This is a genomic window from bacterium (assembly GCA_036524115.1).
In the GTDB taxonomy this organism is placed as follows: Bacteria; JAUVQV01; JAUVQV01; order JAUVQV01; family DATDCY01; genus DATDCY01.
In genome coordinates this window covers 1-15,950 of record DATDCY010000065.1, presented here as the reverse complement: position 1 = coordinate 15,950, position 15,950 = coordinate 1, and the positions used below count along the sequence as shown (strand labels likewise).

12 protein-coding genes are annotated in these 15,950 nt (G+C 69.6%); 3 read left to right on the top strand and 9 right to left on the bottom strand.

Translation table 11 applies throughout. The features are described 5' to 3' along the window. On the top strand, nucleotides 1–405 hold a 405-nt coding region (locus tag VI078_03145), incomplete at its 5' end, for a TSUP family transporter (GenBank protein ID HEY5998279.1). Nucleotides 406–432: 27 nt separating this feature from the next. Here the strand turns inward: VI078_03145 and VI078_03140 are convergent. From VI078_03140 to aprB, 7 genes are all read right to left on the bottom strand, one after another. Further along, nucleotides 433–3,348: a PocR ligand-binding domain-containing protein gene (locus VI078_03140; protein ID HEY5998278.1), complete on the bottom strand. Its 2,916-nt coding sequence runs from the start codon at nucleotides 3,346–3,348 to the stop codon at nucleotides 433–435. Between the two features lie 119 nt (nucleotides 3,349–3,467). After that, entirely contained in the window at nucleotides 3,468–4,658 is a 1,191-nt protein-coding gene (gene sat / locus VI078_03135; GenBank protein ID HEY5998277.1) for a sulfate adenylyltransferase, read from the bottom strand. Nucleotides 4,659–4,699: 41 nt separating this feature from the next. Then, complete coding sequence (gene qmoC / locus VI078_03130) at nucleotides 4,700–5,908, bottom strand: quinone-interacting membrane-bound oxidoreductase complex subunit QmoC (protein HEY5998276.1); 1,209 nt, start codon at nucleotides 5,906–5,908, stop codon at nucleotides 4,700–4,702. Nucleotides 5,909–5,942: 34 nt separating this feature from the next. Continuing rightward, nucleotides 5,943–8,078 (bottom strand): hydrogenase iron-sulfur subunit, encoded by a 2,136-nt coding sequence (locus VI078_03125; GenBank protein HEY5998275.1) that lies wholly within the window; start codon nucleotides 8,076–8,078, stop codon nucleotides 5,943–5,945. Nucleotides 8,079–8,081: 3 nt separating this feature from the next. Next, nucleotides 8,082–9,335: a CoB--CoM heterodisulfide reductase iron-sulfur subunit A family protein gene (locus VI078_03120; GenBank protein HEY5998274.1), complete on the bottom strand. Its 1,254-nt coding sequence runs from the start codon at nucleotides 9,333–9,335 to the stop codon at nucleotides 8,082–8,084. Nucleotides 9,336–9,456: 121 nt separating this feature from the next. Continuing rightward, the gene (gene aprA / locus VI078_03115) at nucleotides 9,457–11,460 is read right to left on the bottom strand and encodes an adenylyl-sulfate reductase subunit alpha (GenBank protein ID HEY5998273.1); all 2,004 of its coding nucleotides are present in this window, start codon (nucleotides 11,458–11,460) and stop codon (nucleotides 9,457–9,459) included. Nucleotides 11,461–11,491: 31 nt separating this feature from the next. Continuing rightward, a complete protein-coding gene (gene aprB / locus VI078_03110) occupies nucleotides 11,492–11,908 on the bottom strand; it encodes an adenylyl-sulfate reductase subunit beta (protein HEY5998272.1) in 417 nt (138 codons plus the stop codon). 516 nt (nucleotides 11,909–12,424) lie between these two features. Between aprB and VI078_03105 the strand changes: the two genes are divergently transcribed. Continuing rightward, nucleotides 12,425–13,717 (top strand): outer membrane protein transport protein, encoded by a 1,293-nt coding sequence (locus VI078_03105; GenBank protein ID HEY5998271.1) that lies wholly within the window; start codon nucleotides 12,425–12,427, stop codon nucleotides 13,715–13,717. A 65-nt stretch (nucleotides 13,718–13,782) separates the two neighbouring features. Here VI078_03105 and VI078_03100 read toward each other — a convergent pair whose 3' ends face one another. Then, on the bottom strand, nucleotides 13,783–14,793 hold the full coding sequence (locus VI078_03100) for a PEGA domain-containing protein (GenBank protein HEY5998270.1): 1,011 nt from the start codon (nucleotides 14,791–14,793) through the stop codon (nucleotides 13,783–13,785). Nucleotides 14,794–14,875: 82 nt separating this feature from the next. Here VI078_03100 and VI078_03095 point away from each other — a divergent pair, with 82 nt between their 5' ends. Next, on the top strand, nucleotides 14,876–15,652 hold the full coding sequence (locus VI078_03095; protein ID HEY5998269.1) for a hypothetical protein: 777 nt from the start codon (nucleotides 14,876–14,878) through the stop codon (nucleotides 15,650–15,652). Here VI078_03095 and VI078_03090 read toward each other — a convergent pair. Next, on the bottom strand, nucleotides 15,619–15,950 hold a 332-nt coding region (locus tag VI078_03090; protein ID HEY5998268.1), incomplete at its 5' end, for a hypothetical protein. The genes VI078_03095 and VI078_03090 overlap by 34 nt on opposite strands.

Here is a 15,950-nt window from a genome sequence, read left to right as displayed (position 1 = left end):
GCCGCGCTGCTGGGGGCGCGCCGCCTGACGCTGGGCCCCGGTCGCGGCCCGGCCCTCGCGGCGGGGGCGGTCGCGGGCCTGCTCGGCGGCGCCTTCAACGCCAATGGCCCCGTCGCCTCGCTCTACGCCGCGGCGCGGGGGTGGGACAAGCGCGAGACGCACGCCGCGCTGCAGCTGTACTTCCTCGTCAGCGGTCTCTGGGTCGTCACCCTGCACGGCGCGACCGGCATCACGAGCCGGGCGGTCCTGGGGGCGGCCCTGCTCGCGCTGCCGTTCCTGGCGGCGGGGGCCTGGGCTGGCTGGCTGGTGCACCGCCGGATGGGCGAGGAACGCTATCGGCGCGTCCTGCTGCTCTCGCTGGCGGCCGCCGGCGCGGTGCTGCTCGTCGCGGCCGCGCGAGGGTGAGGACGACGCCGGTCCGGCCGGCCTCCGTCAGCGCCCCGGCGGCGCGCCCGTCTCCGTCGGCGCGGCGGACTTCCCGATGAGCGAATCGAGCAGGTCGCGCAGCGCCTCCATGCGATAGGGCTTGTTCAGGGACGCGGAGAACCCGAAGGTGCGGAAGTCCGCGACCACGCCCTTGTCGGCGTACCCGCTGGAGACCACGGCCACTGCCCCGGGGTCGACGGCCTTGATCTGCCGGAGCGCCTCCTCGCCCCCCATCCCGCCGCGGATGGTCAGGTCGAGGATGACGACGTCGAACGGCTCGCCCGACTCGCGCGCCCGGCGGTACATCGTGACGGCGGTCTCCCCGTCGGCGGCGCAACGGACCTCGTGGCCCAGCGCCCCGATCATCTCGGTCGCGACATCCCGCACCAGCGGCTCGTCGTCCATGAGCAGGATCCGGCCGCGCGCGGCCGTCCCGGCCGCCGCGGGAGCGGCGCGCTCCGCGGGCGCAGCGCCGTCGGCGGCCGGCAGGTAGACCGAAAAAGTGCTGCCGCGGCCGGGCTCGGAGTCGACGTCGATCACGCCGCCGTGGCCGCGGACGATGGAGTAGGAGGTCGCGAGCCCCAGGCCTGAGCCCTTCGTCTTCGTGGTGAAGTACGGGTCGAAGATCCGCTCGAGGTTCTCCGGCGGGATACCGGACCCGTTGTCCCGGATCGCGATGCGTACGAAGCGCCCTTCCGCCGGCAGCGTGGGGGCGCGTGCCCCGTCGGCCGGGACGTTCTCCAGGCGGATGTCGATGCTCCCGTGCCCGCCCATCGCGTCGTCCGCATTGAGCACGATGTTCTGGATCACCTGTGCCAGCTGCCCCGCGTCCGCCTCCGCCGGCCAGAGGTCGGGCGTCACCTCCAGGGTGTGGCTGATCGAGGAGCCGCTCAGGGCGAACCGCACCGCGTTCTCGACCACCGGCTCGAGCCGGATCAGCCGCTTGCGCGGCTTGCCGCCCTTGGAGAACGTGAGCAGCTGGCCGGTGAGGTTCACCGTCACGTGCAGCGCCTCCTCGGCCTGGCTCAGCATCGCCTCGACCCGCTCCGGCTGGTCCAGGGAGAGCCGTGCCAGCGAGATGTAGCCGAAGAGCCCCTGCAGCAGGTTGTTGAAGTCGTGGGCGATGCCGCCGGCGAGCGTGCCGATGGACTCGAGCTTCTGCGTCTTGAGGCGCTCCTGCTCGAGCAGGTGCCGCTCGGTGATGTTGTTGACCGTCTCGATGACCGACAGGACGTTGCCCGCCTCGTCCTTGACCGGGTAGGCCTTCGTCCCCACGTAGAGCGTCCCTCCGTGCGGGTCGACGTGGCGGTGCAGGGCGCCGTGGGGCTGGCCCGTCGCGAACGCCTCCCGCACCGGGCACTCCTCCCCCTTCTCGAAACAGGGCCGGTCGCTGCGGTGGGAGACCTCGTAGCAGCGCATGCCCGGGATCTCCTGTTCGCAGCAGCCGACCTGGCGGCAGTAGGCCTTGTTGGCGCTGAGGATGCGGTAGTCGCGGTCGAGGACGATGAAGCCCTCGTCCACGGTGTCGAGGATCCCCCGGATGAACTCCTCGTTCTGACGCAGCTGGTCCTCGGCCTCCTTGCGGCCCGTGAAGTCCTGGGCAGTGCCGCTGAGAATCACCTCGTTGCCCGTGGCGTCCGCCAGCAGCTCGGCCTCGGCGTGGATGGCTCTCACCGCGCCGCCCCGCAGGACGAAACGATAGTCGACGCTGAAGCGGGTGCCGAGCCGCAGGGTCTCGCCGACCGCCCGCTGCACCATGGGGCGGTCCTCGGGGTGGATCATCCCGAAGAACTCGTTGATGTCGGCCTTGTCCGTGCGCGGGTCGAGCCCGAGGATGCGGAACAGCTCGTCGGACCAGACGACCTCGCCGGTCGCGAGGTTGTGCTGCCAGCTGCCGATGTGGGCGATGCGCTGGGACTCCGCGAGCTGCCGCTCGCGCTCCTGCAGCGCCTCCTCGGCGCGCTTGCGCTCCGTCACGTCCTCGTAGACGCCGAGCACACCCCAGGTGGCGCCGTCGGCGCCGGCGAGCGGCACCTTGGTCGTGTCGATCCAGAGGCGGCTGCCGTCGGACTGCTGCAGCGGCTCGATGATGTGCCGCTTCGGGCGGCTGCCGTTGATGACCTCCAAATCGTCCGCGCGGTAGGCGTCGGCCTCGCTGCGGGGCCAGGGCAGGTCGTAGTCCGTCTTGCCGATGATCCGCTCCGGGGCCCCGAGGCCGACCGCCCTGGCGAAGGGCTCGTTGCAGCCGCGGTAGACGCCGGCGCGGTCCTTCCAGAAGATCGACTGCGGCACGGCGTTGAGGATGCCGGAGATCATCGTCTCGGTCTGGGCGGCCCGGAGGTTCTTGAGGCCGATCCCCACGATGACGTCGATCAGGTCCTTGATGAAGCGCAGGTACGCGTCCAATTGGGGGCGCGACCAGACCGGGACCCGGCGGACCGCGTCCAGGTAGGCCGCCTCGTCGAAGCCGAAGCGAGCCGCCTGGGCGCGGAAGAAATCGAGGTCCGGCGGCTCGAGGAAGAACTGGCCGGTGAAGAAGTTCGCGCGGTGCACGCCCTCGACGACGATCGGCACGGCGTTGTCGACGAGCCCGTGGGGGCAGCGGTAGGTCACGGCGGGGTTCGCCTCCCTCAGGTGCGCGCGGATGTACTGGTCGCTCTTGCGGCACTCCGCGGCGCAGAGCTCGTTCACGCGGTGGAACTTCGTGCAGACGTCCTGCCAGGCGGTGGCCGTGAGGATGGTGCCGTCGTTGTCGATGATCGCGGAGGGGAAGGGGCAGACCGCGTTCAGGCTGTCCTGGAGCCGCTGGAACTGTTCCAGGTCGAGCAGGTCCTGGAGGCGGTAGCTTCCGGCGGAGGCGGACGGCGTGGCGGATGGGACGGGTCCCGCGCCGGATCCTCCGTCTGCCGTCGAGGCGCACATGTAACCATTCTGAAACTCGACGAGAGGGCAGTCAAGCGCCCCCGTGCGGCCATGCGAGAAAGAAAGACGGGGCCGCGGGATCGTCTCCCGCGGCCCCGTGAACGGATGTCGGCGCGGCGCTAGGCCAGCGTCGACTGGTAGTACTCCATGAGGATCTTGGCGACCTCGGGGCGGGAGAACTCCGGCGGCGGCGCGATGCCCTTGGAGAGCATCTCGCGGACCTTCGTGCCCGAGAGCGTGACCCAGTCTTCCTTCGTGTGGTCCTTGCCGTCGCGCATCATGATGACCTTGCCGAGCTTCTTGGAGTAGGCGGTGTTGTCGGCGCGGAAGATCTTGATCAGCAGCGCGTCCTTGGGGACCTCGGTGTCGAAGATCGTCTGGGCGTCGAAGCCGCCGTAGTAGTCGCCGACGCCGGCGTGGTCGCGGCCGACGATCAGGTGCGTGCAGCCGGTGTTCTGCCTGAAGACCGCGTGCAGCACCGCCTCGCGCGGGCCGGCATAGAGCATGTCGAAGCCGTAGCCGGTGATCATCACGGTGTTCTTCGGGAAGTAGAGCTCGACCATCTTGCGGATGCAGGCGTCGCGCACGTCGGCCGGGATGTCGCCCTTCTTGAGCTTGCCCAGCAGCATGTGAATCAGGATGCCGTCGGTCTTCTCGGCCTCCATCGCCATCTTGCACAGCTCCTCGTGGGCGCGGTGCATCGGGTTGCGGGTCTGGAAGGCGACGACCTTGTTCCAGCCGCGCTCCTGGATCTCGTTGCGGATGGCGACCGCGGTGCGGAAGGTGTCCGGGAAGTCCGCCTCGAAGTACGAGAAGTTCAGCACCTGGATCGGCCCGGAGACGCAGACCCTGCCGACCGAGTTGAACGCCGCCACGCCGGGGTGCTCGGGGTCCTCGGTGCGGAAGATCTTCTGGGTCATCATCTTCATGTCGGCGTCCGAGAACTCCTCGACCGCCTCGACGTCCATGATCGCGAGCACCGGGTTGCCCGCGACGTTCGGGTCGCGCAGCGCGATGCGCTTGGCGCCGTGGATCGCCGCCTTGTCCTTGACCATGTTCAGGATCGGCACCGGCCAGAACAGCCCCTTGGTCGTGTGCAGCTTCTCGGCCACCGCGAGCGCATCGGCCTTGTTCATGTAGCCGGTCAGCGGGTTGAAGTAGCCCGAGCCGAGCATCACCGCGTTGGCGGCGGCGGCCGAACACACGACCACCGACTGCAGCGAGGCGGCCTCCTTGATGAGCGCGGCGCGCTTGGCGTCGTCGGCGACGTAGAGGGGGTTGAGCTTGTCGGACCCGTGCGGCTTGATCATCGTCGTTCGTCTCCTTTTCGCGTAAGGGATTGCGTCCGTCTCTAGGCGGCCGTGGCGGCGGCAGCGACGTCGCGGCCGACGTTCTTGGCGTGGATGATGGCGAGCGGGCGGTACAGCAGGTGCGCCAGCTTCGAGTAGGGGAGGTAGGCGATGACGTAGAAGACGAAGACCAGGTGCACGAAGTACATCGGGTAGGCCATGGCGGCGTTGTTCATGAGGCGCAGCGCCTCGGCGAGCAGGCCGGTCGCGGCGACGAGGAAGATCGAGAAGAGGAAGGCCCAGTCATAGCCGTTCGACGGGCTGTCCTGGCTCTTGGCCAGCCGGTTGTTCATCATCAGCAGCGCGCCGAAGAGGATCGCCAGGCCGCCGACGTTGCCGAAGAGCTTCGGCAGCAGCCCCGGGCCGGCGAACGCCAGCGGCGTCTCCAGCTCGTGGAAGATGCCGAACTTCGTCCCCCACTCGTAGACGAGGACGATGTTCGTGGCGATGAACGCGCCGATGAACCCGTAGAAGACCAGCAGGTGCGCCAGGGTCCGCCCGGCGTTGACCGTGCACTTCTTGAAGCTGGCGTGGCTGACGATCTCGCCGAGGAACTCGGCCGCCGCGGGGCCGAAGCCCTTGCGCGGTACCGAGGCCGGCACCTGCGCCTCGAGGTTGCCCCAGAAGCGCCGCAGGCTGGCGATCGCCGAGAGCAGCGCGAGGAACGCGACCGAGAGGAAGGTCACGTCGACGCCGGTGACGATCGGCATCATCCGCGAGAAGCGGATCTCGCCGCCCTGCGGCAGGAAGCCCTCGCCGCCGAAGATCGGGATCAGGTGCGAGCCGCCCGCCGGCTGGTTGTTGAGCATGACCATCGCCGCGAGGATCACGACCGGGATCAGGAAGGCCACCGGCAGGTACGCGGTGTTCGCGAAGAGCGCCCCCATGAAGCCCGGCACCGCGTGCGCCTTGTAGGCCGTGCGGCGGATCGCGCCGAGCACCTCGCCGGGCTTGGCGTCGCGCGGGCAGCGCGCGGTGCAGTCCGCGCACTGGTGGCAGAGCCAGACGTCGGCGTCGTTGATGAGCCGGTCCTTGAGGCCCCACTGGGCCCAGACCATCTCCTTGCGGGGGAAGGGCCGCGCGTCCCCCGTGACTTCGCAGGCGACCGTGCAGGTCGCGCACTGGTAGCACTTCTTGAGGGACTCGCCGCCGGCGGCGATGACCTCCTTGACGTAGCCGAGGTCGGGCTTGATCAGCTGCGCGTCAGACATCGTGTCGTGTCTCCTTTTCCTGCCGGCCCGGGGGCTACATGGTGCGGAAGGGGTTCGGACCGAACTCCTTCACTTCCTCGATGAACTCGTCGACGATCTTCGGCAGCTGGTCGTACTCGTTGATCGAGAGCTGCACCATCTTGACGCGGCCGGACTCGAGCTGCAGCCGGTCGAGGGTCTCCTGCACCTTCGAGAGGCGCACGCTGCAGAGCTCGCTGCCCTTGATGAAGTGGCACTGGTAGTTCTCGCCGTGCTTGCAGCCGAGGAGCAGGACCCCGTCGACCCCCTTGTTCATGGCCTCCGCGATGAAGACCAGGTTCACGCCGCCGAGGCAGCGCAGCGGGACGAAGCGGATGTCGCTCGAGTACTTCAGGCGCGCGAGGCCGGCGGCATCCAGCGCCGGGTAGGCGTCGTTCTCGCAGATCAGCCCGACGAACCGCGACTCGTCCTCGTCGTCCGAGGTCTCGACGGACTTGATCATCGAGGCGAGCATGTCGACCGAGTAGTTCTTGAAGGAGATGATGCGCTCCGGGCAGGCCCCCATGCAGACGCCGCAGCGGCGGCAGCGGAAGGGGTTCGGCTTCGGCGTGCCCTTCTCGTCCTCGTCGAGCGTGCCGAACGGGCACTCCTCGGTGCAGCGCTTGCACTGGGTGCAGCGCTGGAGGAAGAACTCGGGGAACGAGGAGTCGCCGACGCGCGGGTGCACGGCCCTGCCCTGGCTGGTGAGCTCGACGCACTGGATCGCCTTGAGCGCCGCGCCCGCCGCGTCCTGCAGCGCCTGCGCCGTGTCCATCGGCAGGCGCACGGTGCCGGCCGCGTAGATGCCGGTGCGCTGCGTCTCGTACGGGAAGCAGATGAAGTGCGAGTCCGGGAAGCCGTACTTGAGCGTCGGCAGCGCCGGGCCCTGCCGGTACTGGAGGTTGAGGATCGGCCCGTCCACCGTGGTCGGGACCATGCCGGTGGCGAGCACGACGAGGTCGGCCTGGAACTTCACCGACTCGCCGAGCAGCGTGTCCTTCGCGGTCACGGCGACGCGGCCGCCCTCGGCGGCGACGCCCGTGACATCACCCTTGGTCAGGAAGATCCCGGGGTCCTCCTGGGCCCGCTGGTAGAAGAACTCGCCCTGCCCCGGCGTGCGCAGGTCGCGGTAGACGATCGTGACCTCGGCGTCCGGGTTGCGCTCGCGCACGTACAGCGCCTGCTTGAGCGAGTTGGCGCAGCAGGTGGCCGAGCAGTAGGGGAGGTGGTTCGCGTCGCGCGAGCCGGCGCACTGGACGAAGAGCACGCTCTTCGCCTTCTTGCGGTCGGAGGGCCGGAGGATCTCGCCCTTGGCGGCCATCGTCTCGAGGTCCGCCGAGGTGATCACGTCCGGCGTGCTGCCGTAGCCGAGGTGCCCGAGCTTCGACGCGTCGTAGGGGCGCGCGCCGGTGGCCAGGACGATCGCCCCGACGCGGATCGTCTCCTCGCCGGCCTCGGTCTTCACCGTGGCGTCGAAGAGGCCGGGCTGGCCGGCGATCTTCTCGATCGTCGCGCCGGTGATGACGCGGATCTTCGGGTTGGCCTGCGCCGTGCGCGCCTTCTCCGCGGCCAGGGGCGTCTCGAGCTCGCGGTAGGGCGCCTTCTGCGGCACGTCCTTCCAGGCCTGCGCCAGCCAGCCGCCGAGGCGGGGCGCCTGCTCGAGCAGCACGATGTCGTAGCCGGCCGCCGCCGCCTCCTCGGCCGCAGCGAGGCCCGTGAGGCCGCCGCCGACGACGAGGATCTTCTTCGAGACCGGCTGGTCGGAGACGAAGGGCTCCGGCGGCAGGGTCTTCTGGGCCCGGATCAGGCCCATGGCGAGGTAGTCCTCGGCCAGCTCCTGCGTGCCGTCGGTGTTGGGCTCGTGGCTCCAGACGACGTGCTCGCGCAGGTTGACGCGCTCGAGGATGGGCACGTCGAGGCGGAAGGCGTCGACCATCGCGCGCGGCGAGCAGGCCGCGACGACGACGGTGTTCACGCCCTCGTTGGCCACGTCCGCGGCGATCAGGGCGTTGCCCTCGTCGCCGCAGAGGCACGGGTGGGTCTTGACGACCTTGGCCCCCTTGGCCGCGGCCTTGCGCTCGAGGCGGTCGATCTTGAGCGCCTCGCCGATGCCGCAGCCGCTGCAGATGTAGGCTCCGATCTTCTTGTCCATGTGCTAGCTCCTCACGAGGGCCTGGATCGCCTTGAGCGCGACCCCGGTTGCGTCCTGGACCGCGCCGGCGACGTCGACGGGCTTCTTCGCGCACCCGGCGGCGAAGACGGGGACCTGGCCGGACGCGCCGGTGGCGAACCCGTTCGCGTCGTAGGCGACGCCGGGCAGCCCCCCGGGGGTGGCGGGCGGCATGCCGGTCGCCAGCACCACGAGGTCGGCCGCCAGGTGCCGCTTGGTGCCGCCGAGGACGTCCTCGACCTCGAGCGTCACGGTGCCGGCGGCGTCCTCGGTGATCTTGGCGACCTTGCCCTTGAGCATGGTGATCTTGTGCTCGTCGCGGGCCTTGACGTAGAAGTCCTCGAGCCGGCCCGGCGTGCGCACGTCGATGTAGCACATGGTCAGCTCGGCGTCCGGGTAGAGCGCCCGGACGTAGCCGGCCTGCTTGAGCGACGCCGTGCAGCACACGGCGGAGCAGTACGGCAGGTGCAGCCGGTCGCGCGACCCCGCGCACTGCACGAAGACCACCCGCTTCGGCGGCTGGCCGTCGGAGGGGCGCAGGATCTTGCCGCCGGTGGGGCCGGCGGGCGCCGCGAGGCGCTCCATGATGGCGTTGGTGATCACGTTCTTCGCGACGCCGAACCCGAGCACATCCAGGCGCTTGGCGTCGTAGGGGAGCCAGCCGGTGGCGACGACCGCGGCGCCCACCGGGACCTCGACGGTCCGCTCCTTCATGTCCAGCTCGATCGCGCCGTAGGCGCAGGCCTCGGCGCACTTGTTGCAGGCCGCCCCCTTGCAGACCGACATGTCGATCGCGAAGCGCTGGGGGTAGGCCGAGGCGTGCGGCAGGTAGGCCGCCTTGGTCGTGTCGAGCCCGGCGTTGTGCGGATTCGGCCGCTCCACGGGGCAGACCTCGGCGCACTTGCCGCAGGCGGTGCACTTCTCGTTCACGTAGCGGGGCTTGACGCTGATCGTCGCCGTGCCGCCCTCGAGCTTGGTGACCTCGGCGAGGGTCAGGACCCGGATCTCCGGCCTCTTGCGCAGCCGCTGGTAGTTGATCTCCAGACCGCAGGGGGGAGGGCACATCTTGGGGAAGTAGAGGTGGTTCGCCGCCACCCGGCCGCCGAGCGAGGGCCCCCGCTCGATCAGGACCACGGGCCAGCCGGCCTCGGCCGTCTCGACGGCCACCGTGATGCCGCTGATGCCGCCGCCGACGACGAGCACGGCCTTCGTCTGCTGCGCTGCCTTCTGTTCCGTCATGCACGTTCTCCTTCGGTCAGGTCCGATCGTCCGCCCGCGGCGGGCCTGCTGGGGTGTTGCGGCAGTGGGGATGAGGAAGCCCGGGGGAGGGCGCACCTGGCCCTCCCCCGGGCGAGCGGTGCTAGGCGAAGAGCTGCTTGTACTCCACCTTCTTCATGGTCCAGTTGTTGGTCTTGGGGTCGTAGACGGAGTTCGTGAAGCAGCGCCAGTTGTCGTCGTCGATCTTGTCGAAGTCGCCGCGGTAGTAGTAGCCCGGGTACCGGCTCTCCTCCCTGAAGAGGATGTGCCGCGCGTGCGCCTCGAGCGAGAGGATGCGGTGGTAGTTCTCCCAGCAGCGCATCAGCTCGTGGAGGTTGCCCGCCGCCATCCGGGCCGAGTCCTCCTTGAGCATGGTCAGGAGGTTGAGGCCGGTCTCGAGCATCGTCTTCGAGGTCATGTACCAGGTCGAGATGCCGCCGAAGTACTCGTCGCCGATCTTCTGCAGGCGCGCCTGGAGCATGTCGGGCTTGATGTAGTGCGGGTTGGTCTTCGGGTCGGTGGTGAAGGTCTTGTACTTCTCGTACAGCTCGTAGGGGGCGTAGAGCTCGGCGGCGACCTCGTCCGCCGTGACCGCGGCCTTCGGCATGGTGTTGTTGTCCATGATGAAGGCGAGCGCCGACTTGGCGGCGATGCGGCCTTCCGCGTGCGAGCCCGAGGAGAACTTGTGGCCCGAGGCGCCGCAGACGTCGCCGACCATGAACAGGCCCTTGACGGTGGACATGCGGTTGTAGCCCCAGGTGTAGTGGGCCGGGGTGCCGGGGATGTCGCCGGGGCCGCTGACCCAGAAGCCGGCGCAGCCGGCGTGCGAGCCGAGCAGGTAGGGCTCGGTCGGCATGATCTCGGAGGGCTCCTTGTCGGGCTCGATGTTCTTGGCGGCCCAGAGACCGGCCTGGCCGATCGCCATGTCGAGGAAGTCCTCCCAGGCCTCGGCCTCGAGGTGCTTGACCTTCTTCTTGCCTTCCTTCTCGCCGAGCTTGTCGACGAAGTCCTTGTTGATGGCGGCCATGGCCTCGTGCGTCCGCATGAGGATCGGGCCCTTGCCGGCCTTCATGTCCTTCATCATCAGGTGGTTGCGGATCGCCGTGCCCATCGCGTCGACGTACTTGCCGTACTTGGCCTTGGCCTCCGCGAGGTACTCCTGGTTCGCGCAGTAGTCCTCACCGAGCGCGTTGGTGGCCTTCGCCTTGAAGAAGAGGAACCAGGCGCCGACCGGCCCGTAGCCGTCCTTGAAGCGCGCCGGCACGAAGCGGTTCTCCATGAGGGTCATCTCGGCGCCGGCCTGCATGCCGAGCGCGTAGCCCGAACCCGAGTTCCACACCGGGTACCAGGCGCGGCCCTGCCCCTCCTTGACCGAGCGGGGGCGGAAGACGTTGACGGCGCCGCCGGCGGCGTTGATCATCGCCTTGGCCTTGAAGAGGTAGATCTTGTTCTCGCGCACGGAGAAGCCGGCCGCGGCCGCGACGCGGTTCGGGTCGCTCGCGTCGTTGTAGAGCTTCACGATGAAGACGCGCTCGAAGTGGTTCTGGTCGACGCCCGTGCCCTTGCGGTTGAACTCGAGCGCCTTCTTGGCGGCCTCGGCCACGATGACCTTGTAGGACTCGCCGTTGATCATGATCTGCCACTTGCCGGAGCGCACCGGCGTGCCGCCGTCCCTGAGGGACTTCTTGCCGGCGTCGCGGGCCTGGAAGCCGTCGAGCGAGAAGCCGTCGTCGCCCTTCTTCCAGATCGGCAGGCCCCACTCCTCGAAGAGGTGGACCGAGTCATCCACGTGCCGGCCCAGGTCGTAGACCAGGTCCTCGCGGATGATGCCCATCAGGTCGGCGCGGACGTACTTGACGTAGTCCTCGGGCTTGTTCTCGCCGACGTAGGTGTTGATCGCCGACAGGCCCATCGCGACGGCGCCGGAGCGGTCGGTCGCGGCCTTGTCGACCATCGTCACCTTGATGCCCTTGGGGGTCGCCCAGCGCGCGGCCTCGTAGGCGGCGCCGCAGCAGGCCATGCCGCCGCCGATGAGCAGCAGGTCGGTCTCGACCTCGATGACCGCGGGCTTCTGGCAGTACGAGAAAGTGCAGCTCTCCTTTTCCATGCTCTCTTATCCTCCCTGATCCGCGGCGCGGCTACTTGCGGGCCTCGTAGTTGAAGAAACCCGGGCTCTTGAGCTTCGCGTAGTCGGGCTCCGGCTTGCCGGCGTAGGGGTCGATCGAACCCTCGACGGTGGTGCGGATCGGGAACTTGAAGCGCTTGAGGGTCCCGTTGCGGAACTTCACGGTCCACATGATGGAGTCCGTCGAGCGCATCGGGATGACGTTCGCGCCGAGGGGGGCGAAGTCCTGGTAGGCCCGGATCTCGATCGCCTGCTGGGGGCAGATCTTCACGCAGTTGTAGCACTCCCAGCACTGGTCGGTTTCCTGGTTGTGCGCCTTCATGATGTCCCGGTTGAGGGTCATCAGGTCGTTGGGGCAGATGTACTGGCAGGCGGTCTTGTCCTGCCCCTTGCACCCGTCGCACTTCTCCGTGAGAACGTAACTCGGCATCAGCTCTCCTCCTTGTTGACGGTCCCGCTGGCGGGACTCACCTGGGGACATCCGTTCCCCGTGCTGGGACTCCCTGCGCGCTCGTGATCTCCGGCCCTCACCTCCCTGTCCATGGTCCCTCGTTCGAATTTCGTCATCTCTTCGCTTCATCGCCGGCGGGCGCCCGTCCCCTCGGTCCGGACCCGTTGCCGGCGGAACAGGCAGGTATTTAGCAAAATCCATACCATGTCCCACGGACTTGCGCGGCCCCTGCGGCGAGGCAAAAACGTGGGGCGTTGCCCGGGTCATGTGGTGGTGCGTTCTTTCACACGCGCCAGGAATGCCAACTTGTCAGGTCGCACTGTCAGCCTGTCAGAATTCACCCGCGCCCCGTGCGGCGGCCGGCGCGCCGGCTCTCCCCGCGCCAAACGCGGCCCGCGCGCATCCCCGGCCACGCGGTTTGCTGAAACACTCCGCGGCGGAAGCGCGTATAGTGAGGGGACACCGAAGGCGGCCACCAACAACGAGGAGGGCGAGATGAGGAAGACCCTAGCGGCACTGTGCGCGGCGGCGCTGGTCGGCGCCGTCGCAGCGGCCCCGGCCGGGGCCACGAACGGGATGGAGATGATCGGCACGAATCCCCGCTCCACCGGGATGGGCGGGGCGGATGTCGCCGCCGACAGCGACGCCGCGGCGGTGAGCGGCAACCCCGCCTTGATCTGCGGCTGCGCGCCGAGTTCCGCGAGCATCGGCGTCACGGCGCTGATGCCCAAGCTCGGGATGACCAACATGGGCGGGGCCAACGACATCGAAGGCGAGAACCAGGTCTTCGCGATGCCGCAGCTCGGCTACGTGCACCGGATCGGGGGCACCCCGTTCACGGTGGGCTTCGGCCTCTACGCGCAGGGCGGGATGGGCGTCGACTTCAAGGGCGTGAACACGGGCATGGGCACGAAGGACCACCTGATGTCCGAGGTCTCCTTCATGCGGCTGAACCCGATGGTGGCCTACCGGGCCACCGAGGACTTGACCCTCGGCGCGACGGTCATGGTCGGTTATGCGCGCATGAAGTTCTCCTTCTTCCCGGAGACCTACTCGCCGGGCTTCGACGGGACCCCGGGGACCGGCGACGACTTCGCCGGCATGCGGGTCAGGGACCTCTCGAGTTTCGGCGTCGCCGGCCGGATCGGCGCGCAGTACAAGCTCGGCCCGCAGGTGCGCCTCGGCGCGACCTACACGACAAAGACCGATCTCAAGATGGACGACGGCACGGCGACGCTGAACTTCGGGCAGATGAAGACCGATTACGACGCGAAGATGGACGACTTCACCTGGCCCCAGGAGGTGGAGTTCGGCGTGGCCTACCTGCCCATCACGGGGCTGACGCTCGCCGCCGACGTCAAGTGGATCAACTGGTCGGATGCGGTCAAGGTGCCCAAGCTCAAGCTCAGCAGCCCCGACAGCGGCTTCGCGCCGCAGAACCTCGAGGCGGACTTCGCGATGCACTGGGACGACCAGTGGGTCTTCGCCATCGGCGCGGAGTACCTGATCACCCCGGCGCAGGCGCTCCGCGTCGGCTACAACTTCGGCAAGAGCCCGGTGCCCGACGCCTACCTCAACCCGCTCTTCCCGGCGATCGTCGAGCAGCACCTGACGGTGGGTTATGGCTACACGATGGGCCAGTGGGTCTTCGACCTGGCCTACGAGCACGCCTTCGAGAAGACGCAGCGCAATGACAACCTGAACATGATGGAGAACCCCTTCGGACCGGGGCTCGAGGTCAGCCACTCCCAGAACACGGTTGCCGCGAGCGTGACCTACCGCTACTAGCCCGTTCAGCGGGGGCCGGGGACGCCCGGCCCCCGTTCTCTTCCTGCGCCGGGTCTCCGGGCCTGCTACGGAACGGGGTCGAGAACCGCCTGCAACAGCGTGCGCTGGCCCGAGAGCACCGTCAGCTCGCCGCGCCACGGCCGCCGCCCCGGCGCGGCCAGTTCCACCGAGAACGTGCCGGGGGGCAGGCCGTCGATGCTCGCGGGGCTGGGCTGCTCCAGCGCGACGCCGTCGAGCGTGATCGTCGCTCCCGCCGGCTCGCTCTCGATGCGCGCGCGGCCCGCCTCCTGCGCCGGCAGGCGCCGCAGCGTGACGAGCAGGTCGCGCGCGCGCCCCTCTTCCACGACCGCCGTGCCGCTCCACGGCCGGAACCCGGCCAGCGTCAGCTCCATCACGTGCGAGCCCGCCGGCACCTCGCCGAGGCACTGCGGCGTGACCTTCCCCAGGGGGACGCCGTCGAGCGCGATGAGCGCCCGGGGCGGGTGGGAGCGCACGTTCAGCCGCCCGAGGTTCTTCCGCGAGGGGGCCAGCAGCGCCTGGAAGGGGAAGTGGCGGTCCGGCCGCACCACGACCGCCTGCGACCAGGCCTCGTAGCCCTCGAGGCGCAGCTGGACGGTGTGCGTGCCCACCGGCAGCGCGGGGACGGTGGCGGGGGTCACGAGCCCCGTCGGCTCGCCGTCGACGCAGATCGCCGCGCCCGGCGGGGTGCTCGAGACGCCCACGCTGCCGGTGCCGAGGGCCGCGAGCGTGGCGTCGACCTGCGTGGTGGCGCCGGCCTCGAGGCGCACCTTCGCCTCCCAGTTGCGGTGGGCGGCGAGCGAGAGCATGACCCGGTGGCCGCCCGCGGGCAGCGGGAAGGCGGTGGGCGTCCGGAAGTTCGTCGGCGTGTCGTCGACGATGATCCGGGCCCCCGCGGGGGAGGAGCCGATGCGCAGCGTGCCGCTGCCGGCGGCAGCGGCCGGAACGACGGGCGCCGCGGGCACGGCGGCCTCCGGGACCGGCGGCCGCGCCGCCGCGCAGCCGGCGAGCAGGGCCAGTGCGCAGACCCGGGCGCCGCGGCGAAGCCTTTCTCCCATGCCCACGGGAATATCCGCGCGCGCGACGGTTGTCAAGCCGCCCGGAAAGCAGCTATGATGCGACAACCCCGATGAAGAGACCATGAAGAGACTCGCGCCCGCGCTCCCGCTGCTGCTCGCCGCGGTGGTCCTCGCGTCCGCGGTCCCGGCGCGGGCCGGCTTCCGCATCGAGGAGGTGGACCCCGAGTTCCCCGACGACCTGACCACCTACTGGTTCCAGGCGGGGAAGGTCCGCGTCGACGGCGCGCTCGAGGGGCTGACGATGATCATCGACGTCAAGGGCGGCGAAGGGTGGCTCTTCGACGCCGGATCGAAGCGCTACGCCGGCGGACCGCTCAAGGACCTTGCCGCGGAGCTGGCGCGCGCCGACGCGCAGGCGCGCGAGGAAGCCGCCGCGGAAGGCGGCGCCCCCGGGGAGGAAGCGGCGCAGGGCGCGCCGGCGCAGCCAGCCAAGCCGCCCGGCGTCGAGATCAAGGACAAGGGCCCCGGCGAGCGCCTCCTCGGGTACGAGACGCGCCGCCACGCGGTCGTCGTCGACGGCGAGCTGGTGGAGGAGCTCTGGATCGCCCCGAAGCTCGACATCGCGGCCGAGGTCGACCCGGCGGCATTCGCGCAGGCGATGCGCCAGATGCTGGGCGAGGGCAATGGCGCCGGCCAGGGCTACGAGGACGGCGCACCGTATCGGGCGCTGCGGGCGACGGGATACCCGCTGCGGCAGATCCTCTACTTCATCGGCGAGAAAAGCACCCTCGAGGTGAAGTCCGTCGCTGTCCAGAATTTCCCCGCCGCCGACTTCGCGGTGCCCAAGGGTTTCAAGCGCGTCGGCTACGCCGAGCTGCTCCTCGGCGACGAAGAGTAGGGCCCGTCCTCGCCCGCGCGGCTCGCCAGCGCCTCGCGAAAGGCCGCGCGCGCCGGCGCCTCCAGCGGTTCCCAGCGCTCCAGCCGCCGGCGGCGGCGCACCGCGTCCGCGTCCATCGCGAGGCTCGTGACGTGTCGCCCCTCCCCGGAGAAGACATGCACCCGCTGCCCGGGGCCGAGCACCACGATGGTGCCGCGCCGCCGGTCGCGCAGCAGGGCCTCCGGGGCGGCAGCGAGCGCGTCCTCGCGGGCCTTTGCCGTCGGGCGCCGTTCGAGGGCCCGTCCTTCCGCGTGGCGCG